Below are 23904 nucleotides of genomic sequence, written 5' to 3' on the forward strand. Positions count from 1 at the left end.
CTTTAGAGACCGTATCCCTTTTGACAGCAACATAAGTGGCATCGATATACACGCAAACATAACGCTTAGCCAGCTTGCGTGTCGTGAAGGCATCGACATGTTCAACCATGGTCTTCGTCATATTCGACACCGTTTGCGGCGTCTAGTGATGCCCATACATTTTCTCAATGAGGTCCGCAATCTCCGTCATCGTCACACCCTTCTGGAACATGTGAATGACGAAGGACTCCAGCGTGTCATTGGATCGCTTGTACGGAGCGATCGTTTGCTGTTTAAACTCCCCGTTGCGATCCCTGGGAATGGTGAGCATTAAATCACCATATTCGGTGTGCAGTGTACGTGAGTAGCTGCCATTTCGAGAATTTCCAGAGTTTACGCCCGCACGGTCGTACTTCTCATAATCTAAAAATGCGGTGAGCTCGGTTTCTAACAAGCGATTCATAGCCATTTCCAAATGATTGCGAAAAATCTCGGTTACGTCCTGCTTTGTGACTAGAGCCTGGACTAAATCTGATGTAAAATGATTCATAGGGAAGACCTCTTTCTTGTGAGTTGGTTGTGGTGACTTAATTCTACAAGAAAGGTCTTCCTTTTTGCTATTTATCTATTTACACAAGATATTTTACGCTCTCGACTTGGTATCCGTTATTCTTCAAGATATTCGTTTGCTTGTATCCAACTTGAATAATGAAGCGGTAATTAAGAAGCTTGAAAACCAGCTAAAGAAACAAAAGCAACAAAATGAAAAAGCGATCAAAGCCTTGGATGCTCAAATGGACAAATTGAAGCATCGAAAGAAGCAAGCACACGATAAGCACTTTGACGGAGACATGCCAAAGAGCGAGTACGATGAGTATGTTGCTTCGATCAATCAGGAGTTAGACGAGCTGAAGTCCAAAAAGCGACAGTACGATGAATCGCTTCAAATCCAAGACGATACTTTAGCATTTTCCCAACTAAAGAATTCCTTGGAGGAGTTCCTGTTATTCGACGAGCTAACGCCCGAAATCCTTCACAGACTAATTGATCGCATCGAGATTAAAGCAGATGGGAGTCCGAGAATCTTTTACAGATTCTCGAACCCCTCTGCTTATTCTTTACTTCTAACTATCAACGCACAGCATTCAACGTGAACCGTATGCGGAAACATATCCACCGGCTGCACTTCCACCGTCCGGTACCCGCCTTCCTCCAAAATCGCCAAATCCCGTGCCAGAGTCGAGGCATTGCACGACACGTACACCACGCGCTCGGGCTTCATTTCAAGGATGGTCTCGAGCAGGCGCGGGTCGCAGCCTTTGCGCGGTGGGTCGACTACGATGACATCCGCCTCAATTCCCTGCTCTTTCCAGCGAGGGATGACATCTTCTGACGCTCCAACTTCAAACTTCACATTGTTCATGTTGTTAAGCTGGGCATTGCTGCGGGCATCTTCGATCGCTTCTTTGACGATCTCCACGCCGTAGACCTGGTCCGCATGCTGCGCCAGGAACAGGGAAATCGTGCCGATGCCGCAGTAGGCGTCGATGACGGTTTCTTTGCCGGTCAGGCCGGCGTACTCCACCGTTTTGCCGTACAGGACTTCGGTTTGGACCGGGTTCACCTGGTAAAAAGAACGCGCCGAAATCGCAAACTGCACGTCGCCGATGTAATCGTAAATGACGTCGCGGCCCCACAGGACGCGGGTTTCGTCACCGAAGATAACGTTGGTCTGCTTCGTGTTGACGTTCTGGCAGATGCTCGCTACACCTGCGATCTGTTCGCGGATCAGGCCGATCCATTCGTCCTTATGCGGGATGTCCCGCCCGCTCGTGACAAGGACGAGCATAATCTCACCGGTGCGGAAGGCCTTCTTCACCACAACGTGGCGAAGCAGACCTCGCCCTGTCTCTTCGTTGTAGGCAGAGATGCCGAGCTCACGGCCGATCGCTTTAACGCGCGAGACGACTTCGTCGTTATGCTCGTGCTGGATGAGACAGGTCTCCATGTCGATGATCCGGTGGCTGTTTTTCGCGTAAAAACCGCCAACCAGGCCGCCTTCGGTTACACCGATCGGCACCTGGGCTTTGTTGCGGTAGCGCCAAGGCTCATCCATGCCCAGCGTGTCGCGGACAATGATGCCTTCATTCTTGCCGTACTCCTGCACGCCTGCATCGATAGTATTCTGCACGGGTTCAGCTGAATGTGCGGAGCCGTCTGAAGGATTGCTCGTTCCAAGGCCTTCAGCACTTTCCGGAGCAATCTCGCCTGTTCCAGCATTCGCATCAGCATCAGCACCCGCTCCAATCCCTGCACTCCCGCTCACCCGCAGCTTCCCGATGCGCTCCAGCGCATCGACAACACGCTGGCGCTTCCACGCCAGCTGGCCGGCGTAGCTCATGTGCTGCAGCTGGCAGCCGCCGCATTGGTCGTAAATCGGGCATGGCGCCGCGACGCGGTCCGGGCTGGCTTCCAGCACGTCCAGGAGCTTGGCGTAGCCGAACTGCTTTTTCGTGTGGAGCACCTTGACCCGGACCTTCTCGCCCGGCAGCGCGCCCGCAGCAAAAAGGGTATAGCCCTCCGCGCGGCCTACCCCTTCCCCGTCGTGATTCATCCCGATGATGTCGATAATGTGTTCTTCGTTCTTCGCTACCGGCAGGTTCCATTCGGCTGCGGCCGCAGTGCTGCTGCGATTCCCGCCTGATGAACGCCCGCCCCGTCCGGTTGACGCGCCTCCGCGTGTTCCGCCCCGGTGTTTACTCATCTTGTTCATTTCACTTCTTTCCTGATAGTCAAAAAAATAAAAGCCTTGCCCGGCCGCCCGGCCAGCAGCAAGACTTTTTCTAAAAGGTGAAGACAGTAAGCTCTATGCAGTATGCGCTTGGTTCACCCTGTTCACTTCTAACGCTCTATTTATGATCTTATAATACCGATTTCCAGCTTAATTCCTTATTATCCCGCAGGTCCTCAAGCAAAAATTTGCAGATGCGACGGCAAAATTTCGAACACGCCAGGCAGCTGGCCGCCGAGCTCGCCGTCCAGATTCAGCAGCACCGGAGCCGGGGAGGTGACGATCATCCGTTTTGTTTTGAAGTAAATGACGTGCGAATCGTTAAAATGGTCGCCCCGCAGCGCCATCGTCACCAGCCGGATAAACTCGCCCAGGTTGCAGCGTTTAACGGCGATAACATCGAGCAGGCCGTCGTCGATGCGCGCGTCCGGCGCCAGCTTCTCAAAGCCCCCGACTGAATTGGAGTTCGCGATCAGGAACATCATGAATTCGCCGTGCATCGGGTCATAGCCGTCTGCCATTATCGAGAGCTCGGTCGGGGACAGATTCACCATCTTCTCGATGCCCTTCATATAATAGGCCAGCTGCCCGATCATCGTCTTCAGACGGCTCGGCACCTCGTAGGTAAGCTGGGTCAGGGAGCCGCCTCCGGCGATGTTGATAAAATAGCGGTCGTTCGCCTTGCCGATATCGATCGGACGGGTCTCGCCCTTGATCAGCAGATCGCAGTATTCTTCCCATTTTCTCGGGATGCCCATGGCGCGGGCAAAATCGTTGGTCGTTCCCATAGGGAAAACGCCGAGCGGCGGCAGGTTCTCCTTACCGGCCATGCCGTTCACGACCTCGTTCAGGGTGCCGTCGCCTCCCGCCGCAATGATAATGTCATACCCGCGGTACACGGCTTCAGCCGCTTCGCGGGTCGCGTCGCCTTCGCCGGTGGTCGCATGGCAGGAGGTTTCAATCCCGGCCAGATCCAGCCGGTTTAAGATGTCCGGAAGCAGTCTTCGAATCTCCTCGCGTCCGGAGGAAGGATTATAAATTAATCTCGCTCTCTTCATTGCTGCTGCAGCTCCATTTATTCTCGAATAGTCATTATCTTTCCATTATATTCGAGATTTGTTCCTGTATCCAGTCCGCCAGGCGCGGATGCGGCAGCAGCGCCTCTCCGCTGTACCGGTATTCCAGGCCTTCCAGCCTGGAAGGGATCACCTGCTTCGTGAAATATCCCGCACTCAGGAACAGCGGGGCCACGATGACCTCGTAGCCCCGCCCGCTCCACTCGGCCACCTTGCTGCGCACGGTGTCCGTCCGCAGCAGGCCATAATCGGCGGCTGCCACGCCGCTGATGGCCTGCACGCTGGCCGCCAGGGAAGCCATCCCTGCCTCCCAGCGCTGCCGGAAGCCGTCATGCCCGCTTCCGTGCCCGACCAGCACCACCGCTTCCCGGTCCGGGTCCCGGGACAAACCGCGCACCTTGTCCCAGACCATGTGCGCGATCACCGGATCGTCGTCCACCGGGCGGCCGAAATGCACGGCCACCCCTTCTCCGATCCGGAAGGGCGCGAGATCCGTCGGAAGCTCCGGCTCCGGCTTCACGCCCAGCGCATAGCTGATCTCGTCGATATGCGTGCTGCCTGAAGACACAAACAAAGGGATGACGACCAGATCGGTCACGCCAGCTGCCTCCAGGCGGTCGATGCCGCCTTGAATGCTCCGGTCTCCGTCGTCCTCCAAGAAAGAAGCTTCCACCGGAATCCCGGTTGGAAGCTTCAGTTCCGCCACGGCGTCGTCGACGAGCCTGATCCAGGCATCGTCCGGCGAACCGTGGCTGATAATCAGAACGCCTGGATGCTTCATTTGCTCTCCAGCCGGTCCAATGTCATTTTATATCCATCGTTGCCGTAGTTCAGGCAGCGCTTGACACGGGAAATCGTAGCCGTGCTGGCGCCTGTCTCGGCTTCGATTTGATTATACGTACAGCCTTTCCCAAGCATGCGCGCAACTTCGAGCCGCTGGGCCATGGACTGGATTTCATTCACAGTACAAAGATCGTCAAAGAACACATAGCATTCTTCGAGGTTATCAAGAGTAAGAATCGCTTGAAATAATTGATCAATGCTGGAATCATTCAATTTCTTGAGCTGCACCTGTTTATCATCCCCTACCATTAGTAGTTTCATTGTACACGAGTGAAGGCCTCATTTTCAAGCGTTAACGGATTCACGCGTTGCAGAGCCTAATTCTGATTTCCGCATTCGCCCAGCCCAAAACCGGGCGTTCGTCTATACCCCGCTCCTGCCTAAATCATACGATGTTGTAGAGAAAGGCATCCACGAATGTCTATCATTCATAGACACAAATACTGGAAAAGGAACGTGATGCAAATTGCCTCATTACAACAATCCAAATCCCAACATTCCGAACCGGAATACGAACCATCGGCAGGGCGCAGCCTCTTATCCGGGCATGAACCGCTACCGGAGTGTCGGCACCAGCAGCGCGGCCCCGCCCGAGCTGCCGTCCGTCCCGCAGTATTATCCAGGTGTTAATCCTTACGGCATTTCACCTGAGAGCTCTCTCGTCCCGTTCAATGCGGCCAATTCTGTAACGGACGCGGCTGCCACAGGCGCCGGAGCTGCCGGCAAAGGCGGCGGACTGCTCTCCAACATCGGCGACTTGAAAGGCATGATTGACCGCCTTGGCGGTATTGACGGCATCATGGGCCATATCGGCCGTGTGCAGAAGATCATGTCCAGCTTCCAGCAGATCGCGCCGATGGCCAAACTGCTGATGGGCTCCTTCCTCCCTGGAGGCAAAGCAGCCGCAGGTGTCACAGCCGACCCTGACCGGCTGGATGAATACCGTCCGAAGCGCAGACGCAAAGGCTCCGGGAGCGGGAGACGCCGCAGCTCCGGCGGCAAGGGCCGTTCCGGCAAAAACGGCTACCGCCGCTCCTCTTCCGCCAAGCGCCGCAGCCCGCGCCGCCGCTGACAGCTGCGGCCGGGAAGGAAGGCGCCGCCGGCGCCGCAGACACAGGCCCGCCCTATATCGCTATATCGATCCGCCCTAGCGCCCTATCGCCCTTCCCTTTATCATGCTCTACCTCGTCCTATATCGCCCTATAACGTATCGCCTACATCATCCTACATCGCCTTACATCGCCCTTTATCTCCCTACTCTCCTATATCGCCCTCTCGCCCGTCCTTTATCGTCCTATCTCGTCCTATATACATGCGCGGGCAAGCGCGCAGACAGCGCAAACAGGCGTGCAGGCCTTCCCGCACGCCTCCCTCTTTTTTTCATCGGAAGATTTCACGTTATTTATAAGCGCTGCCGTCTTCCTATTTAAACCAGCCGCGCCGGTTGAACCAGAGCACCATCCAGAGGGACAAGCCCGCCATAAACAGCAGCACGGTGAAATAGCCGTAGGCCCAGTGCAGCTCTGGCATCCTCTCAAAATTCATGCCGTAGATCCCGGCGATCAGCGTCAGCGGCATAAAGATGGTGGTGATAACCGTCAGCGTCTTCATGATGCCGTTCATGCGGTTGGAGTTCAGCGAGATGTAGGAGTCGCGCAGGTCCGCCGTCATCTCCCGGTCCGCCTCGATCATATCGGACAGCTTGAGCAGATGGTCATGAATATCGGCAAAATAAGCCCGCAGCAGCCCGTTCTCCTGCATATGCTGGGAATTGACGATCCGGTACAGCAGGTCGCGCATCGGCACCACCGACCGGCGCAGCTTCAGCAGCCGCCCCCGCAGGTCGAACACCTGGTTCATCAGCGTCTCCACCGGCTCCCCGCTCCCGATGGATTCAATATCCGCCAGCTCGTCTTCAATAGCATAGAGGCTTGGAAAATACGAATCCACCAGGTGGTCCATCACCGCGTGCGCAGCCGCCATCGGCCCCTGCTGCACCTCCTGCCCGCTGCGGACCAGGCTGACCATTTGCTGGATGGCCTGATCCACCTCTTCGAGTTTATTTTTATGGAAGGATACGATCAGCTTCTCCCCGACAAACAGGTTCACCTCTCTCGCCTTCAGACGGTCCGGGTCGATCGCATGCAGCACATAAAACCGGACGTCCTCGTACACATCCAGCTTGGGACGCTGCAGATTATGGAGCACACAGTCCTCGATCGCGAGCGGATGGAAGTGAAAATAGCTGCTCAGCAGCGCGCATTCATCCTCCGTTGGCTGACAGAAATCGGCCCAAATCCATTTGGCCGAATCCCGGTCCAGCTCCTGCAGAGAGCTTCCTTCTGTTATTTCGTTATCAAGGGAAATGGATAGCGTGCGGATCATCGTGATTTCTCCTCGTTTCTGTCTTCTGGGAAAATATCGGGCTCAAACGCCTGAACTCTGGGCTCAGGTATGAAAAAAGCTCCCCCGGCCTTTCCAGGCCCTGAAGAGCTTAGCTTTGCAGGTTAAGACCATCCGAACAGGAGCTTGAAGATCAAACCGGCCAGAACGGCCGAGATCGGAATGGTGATAAACCAGGTAATAACGATCCGTCCGGCCAGCGACCAGCGCACCGCGGAGAACCGTTTGGCAGCGCCCACGCCCAGAATGGCCGGCGTAATCGCATGCGTCGTGCTGACCGGCAGGTGCAGCAGCGTTGCCGAGAAGATAACGGAGGCCGACGAGATGTCCGCCGCAAAGCCGTTGATCGGCTCGATCTTGAAGATCTTCGTTCCCATTGTCTTGATGATCTTCCAGCCGCCAACAGAAGTGCCGACCGCCATAGACAGTGCAGCCGCGATCTTTACCCAGAGCGGGACTGTCAGGTCAGACAGCTGACCGGAGGTCACCAGCGCGAAGGTAATGATCCCCATCGCCTTCTGCGCATCGTTCGTGCCGTGCGTGAAAGACTGAAGCGCCGCTGTCAGGATCTGCAGGGTGCGGAAACCTTTGTTAACGGTGTGCGGGCTTCGCTTGGCAAAGATATATTTGAGAATCGTCATAACAATATAACCAATGATAAAAGCAATAATCGGCGAAAGCAGCAGGCCTTCCACAATTTCTCTAAAGCCCGCCCATTTGACTTGATCGGAGCCGGCACCGACGAAGACTGCACCTACCAACGCGCCGATCAGCGCATGGGAGGAGGAAGATGGAATGCCGAAATACCAGGTGACCAGGTTCCAGATAATCGCCGCGAGCAGCGTCGCGATGATGACTTCTAGGCCGTTGTCCATTGTAGTCGGGTCGGCGATCTTGCCGCCGATGGTCTTGGCGACGCCTGTAAACAGGATCGCGCCGAGAAAGTTCATTCCGGCCGCCAAAATAATCGCTCTGCGGGGCGTCAGCGCCCGTGTCGATACCGATGTAGCGATGGAGTTCGCCGTATCGTGGAAACCGTTGATAAAGTCGAAAGCAAGCGCGAGTATAATGACGACGCCTAATACGAGCAAAGTTGTATCCATTGTTTTGTCAACGCCCCTTACGAATTGCGCATGATAATGGATTCCAGCATATTGGCTACGTGCTCGCAGGCATCCGTCGTCGTCTCAAGACGCTCGTAGATTTCTTTTTTCTTGATCAGCTCAATCGGGTCCGTAACGGATTTAAAGAGCTCGTTAATGCAGATCCGCAGCAGGTCGTCGCCCTGGTTCTCCAGATCGTTCAGACGGATCGTATGCTCACGAATGGCCAGCAGCTTCTTGGAAGACAGCAGTTGAACCGCTTTCTGGATCTCATACGCAGAGTTGCGCAGAATTTCCCCGAACTGGACGATATATTTGTCCGGCTGTCCCAAATGATACATGTAGAACCGGGATACCGTCGCTTCGAGCCCGTCCATCACGTCGTCCATTGTCGTGGCCAGATCCATAATGTCATCCCGCTCGATCGGCGTAATGAACGTTTTGTTCAGTTCCTTGATAATGGTATGCGTGGATTCATCGCATTTTCTTTCAAATTCTTTCATGGCTTTCGCAAAATCGGAAATGTTGTTGAAATCCGAAACGTGTGCGGCAAAATAATCAGCGGCTTGTACAATCGTGTCCGCCATATTTTCGAGTGTCTGGAAAAAAATATCCTTCTTCTTGGCCACCTGGATATCTCCTTTATAAAAAATTTGGTGAATTTAAGCAGTTGATGACAACCCTTGTTATCTTACCAACCTGAAAGACCTATTGTAAAGATTATGTAAGCGCATTATCAAAACTTTCAGTCAATATTCATTTAACATTACCCCATCTGAACCCTTCTATTCCTAATATTAGTAAAAAGGGGGTTTTTCATGCATCAATAATTCGCACAGGAGCTGCGCCAAAGTCCTGCAAGAGCCCCCAGGCTCTTCTTCTATTATAAAGCCAAACCGGGCAAAGCGAAAAGGAGAAGAGCAGGCGCACCCGGCGTCACAACCAACGTCACACCTTACGCCGCATCCGGCGCTAAGCCCAGCGCCAAAAGAGCCGCACCTCTAGGGCACGGCTCTTGATTTATAGCCATTCTGGTTGTCTGCTCAAATGCCGGTAAGCTCATCGCCCCCGAACTGCCAAATATCGAGATTCAGCGCCCCGGGCCTGCGGTCCTGGAACAGCCGCTTCGCTGTGCGTTCCTGATCGGCGGCTCCCATCGCGTAGAACAAAGGACTGATATGCTCTTGTGCATAAGACGGAACAGCGTCTCTGACATTCGGAGCCAGCTTGTCGTACCGGAACAATTCCGGCAGGGTCCAGCGGCTGATCTTCTCGCTGATCCACTGGTCGAAGGCCTCGACCTGCGGAACAGGGCCGTTCTGGCTTGGCAGGCGCAGGTTGTGCACCAAAGCGCCGCTGCCGATGATCAGGACGCTCTGCTCACGGAGAGCGGCCAGCATTTTTCCAATTTCATACTGCTCAGACGGTGACCGCCTGGAATCAATGGACAGCTCCATCGCCGGAATCTCCAGATCCGGGTACAGCTGCTTGAGAATAATCCATGCCCCGTGGTCAAGCCCGCGGTCCGGCACGGTCTGGTGCTTGAGATTCCCTTGCTGGAACAACCGCTGCACCTCAGCGGCAATCTTCCGGTCGCCGGGAATGGAATAACGGATTTGATACAACTCCTCAGGATACCCGTAATAATCATGAATCGCTTCATAACGGTCCGCGTCTGTCAGCTGCTGCTGCGGCTCATCCCAGTGGGCCGAGAAGATGACAACGGCCTTGGGAACAGGCAGGCGACGGCCCAGCCGCTTCAGGAAAGCGGTATACGCGCTGTTTTCTACTGCGAGCAACGGTGAACCGTGTGCGATAAATAAGGATGGCATCGTCAACCGGGCCACCTCCTTATCCCTTGATAGTGTATATTTATCCTCATTGTATCGCTTTTGTGACTTATTTACCACTTGGGAGCTTATGGGACATAGGAAAAATAGCAGAAAAGGCGCCCCGCAGGGACGCCTTCTTCACCAGCTGTCAGATCATCCAGTTCTGCCACTCCGCCTGCAGCGCCTCCTGGCCGTCCAGCCAGTCTTTCGTCGTCTTGATGAGATGCCTGCGGTGCTCGCCGGAAGAATACGTATGATTGGCCTGAAAAATAATGTCCTTGTCGCAGCGCCCTTCCCGCCGGGTCCAGAACACCTTCTGATACAGGAAGGCATAATCAGCGGGAATCACATCGTCCGATGTTCCGTGAATGACCAGAACGTTGCCGTCAAACTTGGCGGCCTCCTGGAACGGCTGATAAAGCGCCAGCGAATCGAAGAATACGGGCGTCATTTCATAGCCGAGGTAATCTGCGCGGCCATGCTTTACGGCGCTGTCATAGACGCTGCGTTCCGTAATCTTCACGATATCGTTAAACGGATATCCTACAGCAGACCACAGCACCAGATTCTTCACCCGGCGGTCCGATGCCGCCGTCAGCACCGCCACCGCGCCGCCAAGGCTGTGGCCGATGAGGGTGACCTGCGCCGGATCCACATCGCTGCATCCCAGGGCGTAATCGAGGACGGCCTTGGTCTGCTCAACCATGGATTTCAGCCCCTCCTGCCCATAGCTGCCGCTGCTCTCCCCGCAGCCCAGATAGTCAAAGCGCAGTACGAGATAACCGGATGCCGCAAGCTCCCTGGCTGTATTCACGAACAGGCGGTCTACGCCGATCCGGCTGCCGACAAAACCGTGGCAGATGACCACAAGAGGAACACGGCTCTTGCACCGCCCCTCCTTCCTGGCCGTTTCAGCCGGATAATGCAGGCTTGCCGCAATATCCTCCTTGCCGTAATGAATCGTAATCTGCCGCTCCATGCCGGATTCCTCCTCAATAAAATAAACCTTATAATTCCGAGTTGTTTAATTGTATTTAGAGTGTAACACCCTGCAGGATTTTCTGTCAATGCAACCTTCTGCAGCCGGAAGACGTCTGAATGGGTAATTTTGGGTGAGATCCAAAAATCCGATCTGCAGGAGGTTTAACATGCGCATTCTACCATCCGAGTCATCAGGGTCATCCAAGTTATCCGGAAAAAGACGCTTTGCTGCCGCAGGCCTGGCCGCCGCGCTGGCCTTAGGTTTGGGGCTGGTATCGTTTGGCGGAAATGCCGGCCTTATCCCGGCCGCTTCTGCCCAGTCCGCATCGGCTCAGTCCTCATCGGCTCAGTCCTCTGCCGCTTCCGCGTCCAGTGCGCACAGCAATACCTACAAAGAGTTCGAGGCGCTGCTCGGCAAGGGCCGGCTGGCGCAGGCGATTGCCTATTTCAAATCCCACCGTTCCCAGGTCAGCCGGCAGGAGGCCTCTGTCATGACGCTTCATCTCGAAAATGAACAGCTGAAGCAGCTGGACAGCTGCACTGCCAAGCTGTCTGACCCGGCCGTACAGCCGCAGCTGGCGTCCCTGTACCGAAGCGGAGATTCTTTTGCTAATATGGCGGCACGGACCTCCAGCAAAACGCTGAAGAGCCTGCTGAGCCAGGCGGGAGCCAGCGGTTATAAGCCGGAAATGGCGGAGGGAATGCTCTTCCCCGTGCTGGATTATTCCCAGTACATGGATTACCGGGCTTACGTTTCTCCGGACATCCAGGCCTATATAGATATCATGGCCGAGGAGAGCCGGCTGGCGCCTGCTGAGGATGGAGGGCTGGTCATCGGCTACCAGCAGATTGTGGGCCGGGCGGTGGCTCAGGAGCATTTTATAAAAAGTTATCCTTACTCCAACCGGATCGGGCAAATCCGCAGCTTGTTCAGCAATTATGAGCTGTATACCTATTACGGGCTCAACAATACGCCTCTGTTCCAATATGACGACAAGAAGATTCAGCCTGATGCAAGCCGGGGCTACAAAGCGGCGCTCCAGTACCGGGATGCGGCCGGCAGCGATTATTTGACCGGCCTTGCGGCCTTCATGAAGGTGGTCGACCAGAATGGCGGCAAGCTGACCGCCGAGGTGGAGAAGTACCGGAGTGAGCATTTTCCGGCTGAGTCATAAGGCTGAGTCATAAGAGCGGGTTCAAGGCTGGTTTATTAGCCTGACCAAACGCAAAGAGGCCCGGCTGCCTTACGGCACCGGACCTCCTCTTGCTGTGCGCTTAAGCCGCAGCAGCCGGCAGGCAAGTCCTTCAATCGTAGGATTGAAGATACATTTTTCGGGTGAGGTCGCGGCCTTCCCAGCTGTAATAAAAGGGGGCATTCTCCCCTTCGCCGTCTCCGGCAGCGCTGCCGGTTAAACCGCCCAGCTCCACCCTGTCGTCCTCGCCCGCTACTTCATGCAGCGAGCCGCGGGATTGGCTGTTCAGCAGCATCGCCCGTGTTTCTTCCTCGCCTGACCGTTCCATTTCATCCCACTCCTTATATTCAAGTACAAGCCAGGATTGCTTGGCCCCATTCCATAAGTAACGAGGAGCTTCGAAGCTTGATCATTCAGGAATATTGTGGGCTGAAAGGGAGCGGTTTTATTCGGCTGCCGCAAAAATGACATATCTGGCTCCCGCCTTGCAGGAGCGGACCGGTGAACAGTATACTTTTACTAACATGCAGGAAGGGAATTGGAAGGTTATGAACACGCAGCAGATCAAACAGGAAATGGAGCGGCTCCGCCCGCAGCTGACCGAGGCGAACTCTCTGTTTCTTGACGAAGTATCCCGTAGAGTAAGCGCAAGCCCGCTTAATGGACCCGCGGCAGCCTACGCCCTGCTGGACACGGCGCGCCAAATGCTGAAGGACCAGAACAGGGGCAGATCTTATCTTGAGCGCTACAGCTACGATCCTGAGGTTTATACGGAGGAGCTGCTTACCGATCTGGAGATGCGCCGGCCGCGGACGCTCCGGGACAAGGTCAAATATTATACGATGATTCCCTGGATTGCTTTGACCTGGGTATTCTTTATTTATACGTTCCTGGGCTTCATGAACAGATGGTTCAAGGGAGAAGCAGGTGAGGTTACGGTGAAGCTGCCTACGCTGATTCTCATTGCCGCCGGCTCCCTGCTGCTGATGGAACTGATGACCCGCTTTCTGGGGGCGCCGGATTCGCAGAACAGCACTGACGGACGCCGGCCGCTCAAGGCCGAGCTGAAATCGGCGGCTCTGACCATCGGCACCGCGATTGTGGTCGTAGCCCTCTATGCCATGCTGCAGCAGATGCTGCCTGCCTTCACCTTATCGGTGTGGACATGCCTGGGGCTGTTCGCCGCCGGACTGGCGGGGCAATACTTTTTCCTGAGGAAGCCTCGACGGAACAGAGCGGATTAATACGAATTAGAGCGGATTAGAAAACGAACTAGAACGGAACAGCAAAAGGAACGCCCCGCGCCGGCCAGGCTGTGCGGAAGCGTTCCTCTTCTATTGTTCAAGGGGCCGGGGCTGCTGAAATGCAGCTTACACTTCGACCCGTTTGTCGATCAGCTTCACCATGACCACGATCATGACGAGACTGCAGATCAGTTCAAAAACCGTGGAGGCAGACACCAGCTTCATGGAGAAGAATTCGGAGCTGTTCAAGCCCAAGTTATCAAGCTTCAGGGCGTCTTCAATCAGCAGCAGGCCATTTTGCAGAACAAGATAAGCAGCTACGATGATGACCGCTTTAAATTTGACGCGGAGGCTGCGCCCGATGGTATAAGCAAGGAAGAAGAGCAGCAGCTCGAACATCATCGACTCAAGGCCGGAAAGGCCAAGGAGCACGACGGAACCGGGGTCCAGGCTGCTCACCTGGTCAAATTCAGTATAATGCTGAAAAGTCGTACTCATGGAAAAGTGGAGCACAAACAGAAGTCCGATCACCAGGGTGCCCGCAAGGCCCATCACCAGCGGGGACAGGATATGCTGCAGGCTGGTCACCGGGAGCATGCGCCGGCCGCTGGAGCCGATATTTTTCACATAGGTTTTGACCGCTGACACAACGATAAAGACCAGCATCGCCGCGTAACCGATAATCATCAGCGAGACAGCGGCATCGCTGTTGCTCACAAACCACTCCACCGCCAGCTCTCCGAGCACAAACAGCACAAACGCGCTCAGCAGATAAGTCATGTTCCTTCTCCAGTCATATTTCAGCAATCTGATCATTCGGCAAACACCTCTCTGAATAATTCGTCCACACTTTTCCCCGTTCTCGTCCGGAGCGTCTCCACTTCATCCATCAGGACAAGCTCCCCATTCCGGATAAAAGCAACCTGGTCAAATATCCGCTCAATATCCCGCACCAGGTGAGTCGTAATGACAACGCTGCTGTCTTCATCGTAAAATTCCAGGATGGCATCCAAAATTTTGCCCCGCGCTACCGGATCCACCCCGCCGATCGGCTCATCGAGCAGGTACAGCTTCGATCTTCGGGAGAAGGCCAGCGTCAGCTGAAGCCGCTCCTTCATCCCTTTGGACAGCGAGGTCACCCGGTCGTCCGGATTCAGCTTCATGAACTGCAGCATTTCGGACGCTTTGGCGCTGTCAAAATCGGCATAGAAATCGCGGTAGAAGCCCATCGCATCCTTTATCCGCATCCAATCCTCCGTCACCGGCGCATCCGGCATGAATGAAACCAGGCCCTTGGAGCGGACGCCAACCGGCTCTCCGGCTACCGTCACCTGCCCGGAGGACGGCTGGGCCAGCCCGGCTGCAATTCTCATCAGCGTGCTTTTGCCGCTTCCGTTCGTTCCCAGAAGGCCCACGATCCGCCCGGGCTCAATATCAAAGGTTACGTTATTTAAAGCCGTCTTCCGACCATAAGTTTTGGTCAGATTGCTGACGCTCAGCACAGGCTGGGTCAAACTGGCCTTCGCCGTATAGGCTGCCGGTTCTGCCTTCCTGGTCCCGTTATTTACTGCGTTCATGCGCTTCTCCCTCCTGCTCTACCGCTTCGGATACGATGGATACAATGTCCCGCTCTGCAAATCCAAGCTCTTTCATGCCCTGCACAAATTTCTCCAGCAGCTCGCCGGCCATCTCTTTCTTGATCTCCATAATTTTCGATTCCTCACTTGTCACGAATCTGCCCAGCCCGCGCCGGGTCTCAACAATTTCTTCACGCTCCAGCTCCTGAAAGGTCCGCTGTATCGTGTTCGGGTTAATCTGGAGCTCTGCCGCCAGCTCCCGCACCGACAGAATTTTGTCTCCCGGCGCGAGGATTCCGCTTACGATCTGCCGTTTGATATAGTTCATAATCTGCAGATAGATCGGAAGGTTGTTATCAAATTCTATGCTCACCTGCTCGCTGCCCCTCTCTTCCGTTTTGTATCACTGTTATAGTTGAATAGTACACTAATATCGTAGTCGTGTAAAGAGGATTTTAAGGAATTTTTTTTCAATTAAAATTTAATTCAATTAAATGGCTGCCTGAAAAAAAGAAAAGGCATACCTCCGCGAGGTATACCTTGTCTCTTCTGATGCTTGCAGGCACGCTTAACGCTGCTTACAATTTGACTCTCTGCAGGCGGAGGGCATTCAGCACGACCGAAACCGAGCTGAGCGCCATCGCGGCTCCCGCCACCCAAGGGGCGAGCAGCCCTGCGGCAGCGATCGGGATGCCTAGGGTGTTGTATCCGAGCGCCCAGAACAGGTTCTGCCGGATATTCCTCATCGTCTTGCGGCTCATCGTTATGGCGTCCGCCACGCTGGTCAGCTCGCCGCGCATCAGGGTCACATCCGCGGCTTCCATCGCAATGTCTGTGCCGGTTCCGATCGCAATGCCGATATCGGCGGTTGCAAGCGCCGGCGCATCGTTGATGCCGTCACCTACCATGGCGACGATTTGCCCCATGGACTGCAGCCGCTTCACTTCCTCCGCTTTGCCTTCCGGCAGCACTTCAGCAAGGATGTGCTCAATCCCGGCCTGCCCCGCAATCGCTTCAGCGGTGCGCCGGTTGTCGCCCGTGATCATCACGACGTCTATGCCCAGCTGCTTCAGCTTCGCAATCGCAGCTGCGGAGGTCTCCTTGATGGTGTCGGCAACAGCAACTACACCTGCATAGGTCCGGTCCACGGCCAGGAGCATGGCGGTTTTGCCTTCAGCTTCAAGGCGGTTCATCAGCTCGCCGGCTTCACTAAACTCAATCTGCTCGCGGCTCAGAAGCCTGCGCGTGCCGACCAGCACTTCTCTCCCTTCTACACGGGCGCGGATTCCATATCCGGGTATCGCCTCAAACTGCTCTGCAGCCGGGAGGGAAATGCCTCTTGCCTGTATCCCGGCAACCATTGCCTCGGCGAGCGGATGCTCCGACTGCTTCTCGGCAGAACCGATCAGGCGAAGCCCTTCGGCCTCATCCATGCCTTCGATGTGAATGTCCGTCAGCTCCGGCTTGCCTTTCGTAACCGTACCCGTCTTATCCAGAATTACAGTTTGGACCTTCTGCATCCATTCCAGATGCTCACCGCCCTTGAACAGAATCCCGTACTCCGCCGCGCGCCCGGATCCCGCCATGATCGAGGTCGGTGTCGCAAGGCCTAGGGCGCAGGGGCAGGCGATGACCAGAACGGCAATGCCTTTCTCCAGCGCGGACGCGAAGTCGCCCGGCGATACGAAGACAAACCAGATCAGGAAGGTGAGCACCGCGATGCCTACGACGAACGGAACGAAGATGCCGGAGATCGAATCGGCCACGCGCTGAATCGGCGCCTTCGAGCCCTGGGCCTCTTCAACCACCCTGATGATCTGGGCCAGGGCGGTTTCTTTGCCGATGCGGGCGGCTCTGATCTTCAGAGCGCCGTGCTTGTTCAGGGTGGCGCCGATAACGGCGGCGCCGGGTTCTTTTTCAACCGGGATACTTTCCCCTGTGAGCATGGATTCGTCCACCGCGGATATCCCCTCAAGCACTTCGCCGTCCACCGGAATCTTCTCGCCCGGCTTGACCAGGACGATTTCGTTCACCGCTACCTCCTCCACAGGCACGGACATTTCCCTGCCGCCGCGGATGACCGTGGCCTGCTTGGCCTGCAGGTTCATTAATTTCTTGATCGCTTCCGACGTGCGCCCTTTGGCCAGCACCTCGAATAATTTTCCGAGAAGAATCAGCGTAATCAGGATCGCACTCGTTTCGTAATACATGTCCGGCGCCATACCGCCGTGTTCCGATCCGGCCCAGCTCAGCGTCAAATACAGACTGTAGAAATAGGCGGCCGACGTGCCCAGAGCAACCAGCACATCCATGTTGGCGCTCTTATTGCGCAGCGCTTTATAGGCTCCGGCGTAAAACTGGCGGCCGATCCAGAATTGGACCGGAGTCGCCAGCGCCAGCTGCACCCACGGATTCATCAGAAATTGAGGCAAATAAATCCAGGAGGTCCATGAAAAATGGCCGGCCATCGCCCAGAACAGCGGAAGCGACAACAAGGCGGATACGAGCAGCTGCATTTTCTTGCGGCGGATTTCCTTCTGCTTGTAATCCCCGCCCTTGGCGGCTGCCTCCTCTTTAGGAAGGGCTTTATAGCCGAGCTGCTCCACCTTCCTCATCATATCGGCCGGCGTAACCTCTGCCGCGTTATATTCGACATGGGCGCTCTCCAGCGCAAAATTCACCGCCGCCCTGCTGACGCCCGGCAGCTTGCCGAGACCTTTCTCAATCCGGTTCGCACAGGCTGCGCAGGTCATGCCCTCCAGCTTGAAATCAACCCCGTCTTTAACCGTGCTGTACCCCAGATCCGCAATCTTCTGCTCCATGGCAGCTGTATCCACTTTGGAAGGCAGATAGGTCACCGAGGCTCTTTCCAGCGCAAAATTGACGTTCGCGTCCTCCACGCCCTCCAGCCTCTTTATGCCCTTCTCGATCCGGCTGGCGCAGGCCGCGCAGGTCATGCCGGCAATTTGAAAGGTCACCTGCCGCTCCTCTGGATGTTTCTCCATTTTGCTTCACCCCTGTCTTTATTTTACCCCATGGGGGTATATTTTTATTAAAAATATTCATGAATTGATAAGCTCTGAACTCATCATATCATACCCCATGGGGGTATTCAAGGGAGAGGGCCCGCGGTTCACTCTGGAAAAAAAAGAAAAGCCCCTCAATACCGAGGGACTTTCAGACAGACTCCAATCTTAAATCAGCAGATTAAACAGGTTCAGGTCACGATTCAATTCCGTATAAATGATGCCCTTCGCATCCATCCGGCGGATGAGCGGCTCATAATCCTCTTTGTTCATCAGCTCGATGCCGACCAGCGCCGGACCGTTCTCCTTGTTGTTCTTCTTCGTGTATTCAAACCGGGTAATATCGTCGTTCGGACCCAGCACTTCCGCAAGGAACTCGCGCAGCGCGCCCGCCCGCTGAGGGAAGTTTACCATGAAATAGTGCTTCAGCCCTTCGTAAATCAGCGAACGCTCCTTCATTTCCTGCATCCGGTCGATATCATTGTTGCCGCCGCTGATGACGCAGACGACCGTCTTGCCCTGAATCTGATCCCGGTACATATCGAGCGCGGCTACAGGCAGAGAACCGGCCGGTTCAACGACGATAGCATTTTCGTTATACAGCTCCAGAATCGTAGTGCACGCTTTGCCTTCCGGCACCTTAACGACATCCTCCAGCACTTCCTTGGCAATTTCAAAATTCAGGTCGCCGACCCGCTTCACGGCTGCGCCGTCTACAAATTTGTCGATCGTATCCAGCGTGACCACCTGATTCAGCTTCAAAGCTTCGGTCATGGACGACGCGCCGAGCGGCTCCACGCCGATGACCCTGGTCTGCGGAGCTACCATTTTCAGATAGGCGCCCACGCCCGATACCAGACCGCCGCCGCCGATCGTTACGAAGACATAATCAGCAGGACTCTGCAGGTCCTCCATAATCTCCATGCCGATCGTTCCGTTGCCCGCGATAATCTTCGGATTATCAAACGGATGAATAAACGTCATGCCCTGCTCCCGGCAGGCTTTCATAGATTCTTCATAGGCATCGTCATACGTGTCGCCCGTCAAAATGACCTCCACATGCGAGCCGCCGAACCGCTTCACCTGCTTCACTTTCTGGTTAGGCGTCGTTGCCGGCATGAAGATCTTCCCCTGGATGCCCAGCGCATTGCATGAAAAAGCCACACCCTGCGCATGATTGCCCGCGCTGGCGCAGACAATGCCGCGGCTGATCTCCTCCGGCGTCAGGCTCCGGATCATATTGTAAGCCCCGCGGATTTTGAACGAGCGGACAATCTGCAGATCCTCTCTCTTTAAATAGACGTTGCAGTCGTATTTGGCCGACAAAACCGGATCCCGCTGCAGCGGCGTCCGCACAATCACCTCACGCAGTACATGATGCGCACGTACGATATCTTCCATACCCACTGACGCTGAAGGGGCCGTCTTAGGGGTGTCATCTGTCTGTTTCATCTTCTTCTCCACACTCCGCTTATTCTATTCATAGATTCTATAATGCCGCTGCCGGCCTGTTACACTGATTGTACCACCTTGTCAGCGCAGCGGGGCAAGTTTCTTTGCCCATCGCCTGCGGCCCTCACAGCCTACAATCAGCCCAATTCACGAACCCGGAACGCCGGAAAATTCCGTTCAATGGAAGTCCTGTCCGGTTCAAGCCTGTCCGGAAGCATCAGCTCCCGGCCCAGCTGTCCAGCCGTTTCATCTCTCAGGAAGCCTGGAGCATCCGTAGCCACTTGAAAAAGAATCCCGCCAGGCTCGCGAAACTTCACCGTCTTGTAATACTCCATGTTGATCGCCGGTGTCGGATCAAGTCCGCCTTCCTTCAGCTGCTCCTGCCACAGGATCTGTTCGCTGGCGTCCGGGGTCCGCCACGCCAAATGCTGGACCACGCCGGCGCCCGGGGAGCCGGCAGGCATCGGCTCGACATTCATGTCGATCCTGCTGCCTCTTGGGCCGTGAGCTTCAAAGCGGACAAGCCCTTCCTCGCTGCCTTTATAGGCAAGCCCAAGGCTGTTCTCCAGAACCTCCGCCGTCCGCTCCGGCTGTCTGCTGAACAGCAGCACGCCGTCAATGCCTTGAATGGCGTACCTCTCAGGAATCGGCCCCTCTCCGCTGCCTCTGGCTCCCGCCGCCGCTCCAGGCTCCAGCTCCACCAGATCAATCAGCAGCCCCGCCTCATCGGTAAACCGGACATAATCTTTGCCGAAGCGGCGCGTTTCCATAAACGGAATATCATATTTCTTAAGCCGCTGGCGCCAATACAGCAGGCCGCCTTCAGGGACGGCATACACGATTACCCCGACCTGTCCGCCGCCAAGCCTTCCTGCAGGCAGATCCTTCCGGAACAGAAAGGACACCAAAGTGCCCGGATGACCCGCCTCATTGCCGAAATAGAAATGGCCTACTTCAGGCGCGTCAAAATGAACCGTTTGTTTAACGAGGCGCAGTCCCAGCAGCCCCGCGTAGAAATCCACGCAGGCCTGAACATCATGAACATAGGCCGTAATGTGATGAATGCCAGCCGTCTTAAGCAAGTTGAATCCTCCTCGGCTTTGAAATCCGCATGTCGGTCTTTGTCTGTCATTTTTTTCATTATAAAGAATCGGACGGCTGAAATCATCCCCGCATGCTGGCAGACTCGCAAAAAAACCGCTGATCGCCTCGCACTGCCCTCCCCTTCTTAGACAAGAGGACAGTCCCGGCCGATCAGCGGCTTCTCTGTAAATAATCCCTTCTAAAATAAATAACCCCTTCTAGACCAGCGCTTTCGCTGCAATATCGGAGCGCTGGTGTTTGCCTTCAAACTGAATGCGTTCGGCAGCCTTGTAAGCCTGCTCCCTGGCGGCGGCGATGTCCGTGCCGCGGCCTACAACGCCCAGCACGCGCCCGCCGTTCGTCAGCCACTCGCCGGCTTCGCTTCTAGACGTGCCTGCGTGGAACACCAAGGCCTCGTCCTCGGACACGGTGTCGAGTCCGGAAATGACCAGTCCCTTCGGATAAGAGGCCGGATAACCCGGGGATGCAAGCACGACGCAAACCGCGGCTTCGTCGCTCCACTTGATCTCCACCTGGTCGAGCGTTCCGTCCAGCGATGCCAGAAAAATGTCCAGCAGGTCGCTCTTGAGACGCGGCAGCACCACTTGGGTTTCCGGGTCGCCAAAGCGGGCGTTGAATTCTACCGTCTTCGGCACGCCGCCCGGCGTAATCATCAGGCCGGCGAACAAGACGCCGCGGAACGGGCGCCCTTCCGCCACCATGGCTTTGGCGGTTGGTTTGATGATTTTTTCAATCGCTTCTTCAATAATGACATTGTCGATATGCGGCAGCGGCGAATACGTGCCCATGCCGCCGGTGTTCGGCCCCTTGTCGCCGTCAAACACCTGCTTGTGGTCCTGCGCGGCTGCCATCGGACGCACCGTTTCGCCGTCCACGAAGGCCAGAATCGACATTTCCTGGCCCTCCATAAACTCCTCGATCACAACCTGGCTGCCGGAGCTGCCGAATACCTTGTCCACCATAATATCTTTCAGCGCCTGTTCGGCTTCTTCGCGGGTAAAAGCAACCGTAACCCCTTTGCCCGCCGCAAGCCCGTCTGCTTTAATGACAATCGGCACCGGCTGGGAGCGCAGATACGCCAGCGCAGCCTCGTAATTGTCGAATTTTTCGTAAGCCGCTGTTGGAATGCTGTACTTCTTGAGGAGATCCTTCATGAAGGTTTTGCTGCCTTCGATATGTGCCGCGTTCCTGCGCGGGCCGTAGACCGGAATATTTTTCGCTTCAAAAGCGTCCACAATGCCGTCCGCCAGCGGGTCATCCGGTCCGATCACCACTAAATCCACTTTCTTCTCTGCCGCAAATGCGGTCAGACTGTCAAAATCGCTTACCGGAATCGGCACCAGCTCTGCCACCTGTCCGATTCCCGCATTGCCCGGCGCGCAGTAGATTTTATCCGCTTTTGGACTCTTCGACAAAGCCCAGCAGATTGCATGCTCGCGGCCGCCCCCGCCAACCACCAAAATATCCATTACCCGAAATCCTCCCCATGGTTGAAAAATAGGTTCTGCCCAGCTTGGCGTCTTAGCTTGTTCTCCGTCCAGCCCGGCAGCCTGAATTCTAAAGAAGGCCCGCACAGGCGGGCCTTGGTCATTGTTCGAAGCTGAAATTAGTGCTTGAAGTGGCGCACGCCTGTGAAGACCATTGCGATCCCGTACTCGTTCGCTACTTTGATGGACTCTTCGTCTTTAATGGAGCCGCCCGGCTGAATGACCGCCGTAATGCCCGCTTTAGCGGCCAGCTCGAGCGTGTCGCCCATCGGGAAGAAGGCGTCGGAAGCGAGGATGCTGCCCTTCGCTTTCTCGCCAGCCTGCTCAATCGCAATCTTCGCCGCGCCTACGCGGTTCATTTGACCCGCGCCCACGCCAACGGTCATGCTGTCTTTCGCAAGCACAATCGCATTCGACTTCACATGCTTCACAACCTTCCAGCCGAACAGCAGCTGCTTCAGCTCTTCTTCGGTCGGCTTGCGGTCGGTTACGACCTGCAGATCATCGGCGTTCAAGGAGTGAACATCGCTCTCCTGCACGATCATGCCGCCGTCAATTGTTGTGATGGTGAAGCTCTTCTCCCGGTTCTCGCCGGATTTGAGCGAGCCTACTTCGAGCAGGCGGATATTTTTCTTCTGGGTCAGAATTTCCAGCGCTTCCTTCGTAAAGCCCGGTGCGATGATAATCTCCAGGAAAATCTCTTTCAGCAGCAGAGCTGTATCCGCATCAATAATCCGGTTAGCCGCTACAATGCCGCCAAAGATCGAGGTTGGATCCGCGTCATAAGCTTTCTGGTAGGCCTCAAGCACGCTGCCGCCGATGCCGACGCCGCAAGGGTTCATATGCTTAACCGCAACCACAGCCGGCTCCTCAAATTCTTTGACGATCTGCAGCGCTGCGTTAGCGTCATTGATGTTGTTATAGGAAAGCTCCTTGCCGTGAAGCTGCTTGGCTGTAGTCAGCGTGTCGGCTGCGGCAAGAGGTTTTTTGTAGAAGGCTGCTTTCTGGTGCGGGTTCTCCCCATAGCGGAGGTCCTGGATCTTCTCATAGGTCACTGTAAAACGCTCCGGCAGCGGGTCGCCCGTTACGTTCGACAAATAGTCAGAGATCAAGGCATCATACGAAGCCGTATGACGGAATACCTTTGCCGCAAGGCGTTTGCGGGTCTCCAGGGAAGTGTCGCCTTTGATTTTGATTTCGTTCAGCACGGCCGGATAATCAGCCGAGTCCACGACAACGCTGACGAACGCGTGATTCTTGGCTGCGGAACGGAGCATTGTAGGCCCGCCGATGTCGATATTTTCGATGGCATCTTCGTATTCGACATCCGGCTTCGCGATCGTCTCCTGGAACGGATACAGGTTAACGACAACCATGTCGATATAGTCCAGTCCAAGCTCCTTCATTTGCGCCTGATGCTCTTCGCTGTCACGAACAGCCAGCAAACCGCTGTGCACGGCAGGATGCAGCGTCTTGACGCGCCCGTCCAAAATCTCAGGGAAGCCGGTCACTTCGGAAATGCCGATGACTGGAACGCCTTCTTTGGCCAGCAGACTTTTAGTACCGCCTGTTGAAATAATCTCCACACCCAGGTTGGACAACTCGCGGCAAAACTCCACAATCCCGCTTTTATCTGACACGCTAACCAGCGCACGTTTGATCGTCAAAAGAAACAACCTCCTTAATATTTGCAGGGAGCGAAACCCTCTGTTCCCGCCCGCCCATTCGGATATTCATGATGCTTCCTATTCTCCAGCTTTCGTGCTTGAAGCAGCTGACTTCAGCAGTCGACGGCTTGTTCAGCCGCATGACA

General features: G+C 55.4%; 22 protein-coding genes and 1 pseudogene. 4 read left to right on the forward strand and 19 right to left on the reverse strand.

Features of this window, described 5'->3' with window-relative positions:
• Positions 1–529: pseudogene (locus FCN15_RS18190) on the reverse strand (transposase); the annotation flags it as partial.
• Positions 530–680: 151 nt separating this feature from the next.
• Between FCN15_RS18190 and FCN15_RS18195 the strand changes: the two are divergent.
• On the forward strand, positions 681–1133 hold the full coding sequence (locus FCN15_RS18195) for a hypothetical protein (RefSeq protein ID WP_138496412.1): 453 nt from the start codon (positions 681–683) through the stop codon (positions 1131–1133).
• Here FCN15_RS18195 and rlmD read toward each other — a convergent pair.
• From rlmD to FCN15_RS18215, 4 genes are all read right to left on the reverse strand, one after another.
• A complete protein-coding gene (rlmD, locus tag FCN15_RS18200) occupies positions 1091–2743 on the reverse strand; it encodes a 23S rRNA (uracil(1939)-C(5))-methyltransferase RlmD (protein ID WP_138496474.1) in 1653 nt (550 codons plus the stop codon). The two genes, FCN15_RS18195 and rlmD, sit on opposite strands and share 43 nt — an antisense overlap.
• A gap of 203 nt (positions 2744–2946) precedes the next feature.
• Positions 2947–3828, reverse strand: a complete 882-nt coding sequence (locus tag FCN15_RS18205; RefSeq protein WP_138496413.1) for a diacylglycerol kinase — start codon at positions 3826–3828, stop codon at positions 2947–2949.
• Positions 3829–3862: 34 nt separating this feature from the next.
• Positions 3863–4627 (reverse strand): sirohydrochlorin chelatase, encoded by a 765-nt coding sequence (locus tag FCN15_RS18210; RefSeq protein WP_138496415.1) that lies wholly within the window; start codon positions 4625–4627, stop codon positions 3863–3865.
• Complete coding sequence (locus FCN15_RS18215; RefSeq protein ID WP_138496417.1) at positions 4624–4917, reverse strand: YerC/YecD family TrpR-related protein; 294 nt, start codon at positions 4915–4917, stop codon at positions 4624–4626. Before FCN15_RS18215 ends, FCN15_RS18210 begins: the two co-directional genes overlap by 4 nt.
• A 238-nt stretch (positions 4918–5155) precedes the next feature.
• Between FCN15_RS18215 and FCN15_RS18220 the strand changes: the two genes are divergently transcribed.
• A complete protein-coding gene (locus FCN15_RS18220) occupies positions 5156–5761 on the forward strand; it encodes a hypothetical protein (protein ID WP_238996745.1) in 606 nt (201 codons plus the stop codon).
• Positions 5762–6111: 350 nt separating this feature from the next.
• Here FCN15_RS18220 and corA read toward each other — a convergent pair whose 3' ends face one another.
• The 5 genes from corA to FCN15_RS18245 form a co-directional block, all read right to left on the reverse strand.
• Positions 6112–7074 carry a magnesium/cobalt transporter CorA gene (corA, locus tag FCN15_RS18225; protein ID WP_138496419.1) on the reverse strand — a complete coding sequence of 321 codons (963 nt, stop codon included), beginning with the start codon at positions 7072–7074 and terminating at the stop codon, positions 6112–6114.
• A 122-nt stretch (positions 7075–7196) separates the two neighbouring features.
• Positions 7197–8195, reverse strand: coding sequence for an inorganic phosphate transporter (locus FCN15_RS18230; RefSeq protein WP_138496421.1), 999 nt, complete (start codon positions 8193–8195; stop codon positions 7197–7199).
• Between the two features lie 17 nt (positions 8196–8212).
• Positions 8213–8830, reverse strand: coding sequence for a DUF47 domain-containing protein (locus FCN15_RS18235; RefSeq protein ID WP_138496423.1), 618 nt, complete (start codon positions 8828–8830; stop codon positions 8213–8215).
• Between the two features lie 408 nt (positions 8831–9238).
• On the reverse strand, positions 9239–10033 hold the full coding sequence (locus FCN15_RS18240) for a DODA-type extradiol aromatic ring-opening family dioxygenase (protein WP_138496425.1): 795 nt from the start codon (positions 10031–10033) through the stop codon (positions 9239–9241).
• 142 nt (positions 10034–10175) lie between these two features.
• Positions 10176–11006 carry an alpha/beta hydrolase gene (locus FCN15_RS18245; RefSeq protein WP_138496427.1) on the reverse strand — a complete coding sequence of 277 codons (831 nt, stop codon included), beginning with the start codon at positions 11004–11006 and terminating at the stop codon, positions 10176–10178.
• Between the two features lie 169 nt (positions 11007–11175).
• Here FCN15_RS18245 and FCN15_RS18250 point away from each other — a divergent pair, with 169 nt between their 5' ends.
• Positions 11176–12183, forward strand: coding sequence for a hypothetical protein (locus FCN15_RS18250; RefSeq protein ID WP_138496429.1), 1008 nt, complete (start codon positions 11176–11178; stop codon positions 12181–12183).
• Positions 12184–12313: 130 nt separating this feature from the next.
• On the opposite strand, the gene FCN15_RS18255 is transcribed toward FCN15_RS18250, so the two are convergent.
• A complete protein-coding gene (locus FCN15_RS18255; RefSeq protein WP_138496431.1) occupies positions 12314–12529 on the reverse strand; it encodes a hypothetical protein in 216 nt (71 codons plus the stop codon).
• 196 nt (positions 12530–12725) lie between these two features.
• Between FCN15_RS18255 and FCN15_RS18260 the strand changes: the two genes are divergently transcribed.
• Positions 12726–13445, forward strand: a complete 720-nt coding sequence (locus tag FCN15_RS18260) for a DUF1129 family protein (protein WP_162515403.1) — start codon at positions 12726–12728, stop codon at positions 13443–13445.
• A gap of 126 nt (positions 13446–13571) precedes the next feature.
• Here FCN15_RS18260 and FCN15_RS18265 read toward each other — a convergent pair whose 3' ends face one another.
• The 8 genes from FCN15_RS18265 to purH form a co-directional block, all read right to left on the reverse strand.
• Positions 13572–14261 (reverse strand): hypothetical protein, encoded by a 690-nt coding sequence (locus FCN15_RS18265; protein WP_138496435.1) that lies wholly within the window; start codon positions 14259–14261, stop codon positions 13572–13574.
• A complete protein-coding gene (locus tag FCN15_RS18270) occupies positions 14258–15022 on the reverse strand; it encodes an ABC transporter ATP-binding protein (RefSeq protein ID WP_203232180.1) in 765 nt (254 codons plus the stop codon). The genes FCN15_RS18265 and FCN15_RS18270 overlap by 4 nt, the downstream gene beginning before the upstream one ends.
• Positions 15006–15395 carry a GntR family transcriptional regulator gene (locus FCN15_RS18275; protein WP_138496437.1) on the reverse strand — a complete coding sequence of 130 codons (390 nt, stop codon included), beginning with the start codon at positions 15393–15395 and terminating at the stop codon, positions 15006–15008. Before FCN15_RS18275 ends, FCN15_RS18270 begins: the two co-directional genes overlap by 17 nt.
• A 205-nt stretch (positions 15396–15600) precedes the next feature.
• The gene (locus tag FCN15_RS18280; protein WP_138496439.1) at positions 15601–18027 is read right to left on the reverse strand and encodes a heavy metal translocating P-type ATPase; all 2427 of its coding nucleotides are present in this window, start codon (positions 18025–18027) and stop codon (positions 15601–15603) included.
• 189 nt (positions 18028–18216) lie between these two features.
• Entirely contained in the window at positions 18217–19500 is a 1284-nt protein-coding gene (ilvA, locus tag FCN15_RS18285) for a threonine ammonia-lyase IlvA (RefSeq protein WP_138496441.1), read from the reverse strand.
• Between the two features lie 137 nt (positions 19501–19637).
• Entirely contained in the window at positions 19638–20582 is a 945-nt protein-coding gene (locus FCN15_RS18290; protein ID WP_138496443.1) for a VOC family protein, read from the reverse strand.
• A 219-nt stretch (positions 20583–20801) separates the two neighbouring features.
• Positions 20802–22073 (reverse strand): phosphoribosylamine--glycine ligase, encoded by a 1272-nt coding sequence (gene purD, locus FCN15_RS18295; RefSeq protein WP_138496444.1) that lies wholly within the window; start codon positions 22071–22073, stop codon positions 20802–20804.
• 137 nt (positions 22074–22210) lie between these two features.
• Entirely contained in the window at positions 22211–23758 is a 1548-nt protein-coding gene (gene purH, locus FCN15_RS18300; protein ID WP_138496446.1) for a bifunctional phosphoribosylaminoimidazolecarboxamide formyltransferase/IMP cyclohydrolase, read from the reverse strand.
• Positions 23759–23904: the final 146 nt, after the last annotated feature.

This window comes from Paenibacillus pinistramenti (genome assembly GCF_005869875.1).
GTDB classification, from domain to species: domain Bacteria; phylum Bacillota; class Bacilli; order Paenibacillales; family Paenibacillaceae; genus Fontibacillus; species Fontibacillus pinistramenti.

Bases quoted from the DNA above. Each gene is read 5' to 3' on its own strand.
- FCN15_RS18270 (WP_203232180.1), bottom strand. From the start codon at position 15,022: ATGAACGCAGTAAATAACGGGACCAGGAAGGCAGAACCGGCAGCCTAT.
- FCN15_RS18210 (WP_138496415.1), bottom strand. From the start codon at position 4,627: ATGAAGCATCCAGGCGTTCTGATTATCAGCCACGGTTCGCCGGACGAT.
- FCN15_RS18245 (WP_138496427.1), bottom strand. From the start codon at position 11,006: ATGGAGCGGCAGATTACGATTCATTACGGCAAGGAGGATATTGCGGCA.
- FCN15_RS18260 (WP_162515403.1), top strand. From the start codon at position 12,726: ATGCAGGAAGGGAATTGGAAGGTTATGAACACGCAGCAGATCAAACAG.
- corA (WP_138496419.1), bottom strand. From the start codon at position 7,074: ATGATCCGCACGCTATCCATTTCCCTTGATAACGAAATAACAGAAGGA.
- purD (WP_138496444.1), bottom strand. From the start codon at position 22,073: ATGGATATTTTGGTGGTTGGCGGGGGCGGCCGCGAGCATGCAATCTGC.
- FCN15_RS18230 (WP_138496421.1), bottom strand. From the start codon at position 8,195: ATGGATACAACTTTGCTCGTATTAGGCGTCGTCATTATACTCGCGCTT.
- ilvA (WP_138496441.1), bottom strand. From the start codon at position 19,500: ATGAAACAGACAGATGACACCCCTAAGACGGCCCCTTCAGCGTCAGTG.
- FCN15_RS18280 (WP_138496439.1), bottom strand. From the start codon at position 18,027: ATGGAGAAACATCCAGAGGAGCGGCAGGTGACCTTTCAAATTGCCGGC.
- FCN15_RS18265 (WP_138496435.1), bottom strand. From the start codon at position 14,261: ATGATCAGATTGCTGAAATATGACTGGAGAAGGAACATGACTTATCTG.
- FCN15_RS18255 (WP_138496431.1), bottom strand. From the start codon at position 12,529: ATGGAACGGTCAGGCGAGGAAGAAACACGGGCGATGCTGCTGAACAGC.
- FCN15_RS18250 (WP_138496429.1), top strand. From the start codon at position 11,176: ATGCGCATTCTACCATCCGAGTCATCAGGGTCATCCAAGTTATCCGGA.
- rlmD (WP_138496474.1), bottom strand. From the start codon at position 2,743: ATGAGTAAACACCGGGGCGGAACACGCGGAGGCGCGTCAACCGGACGG.
- FCN15_RS18205 (WP_138496413.1), bottom strand. From the start codon at position 3,828: ATGAAGAGAGCGAGATTAATTTATAATCCTTCCTCCGGACGCGAGGAG.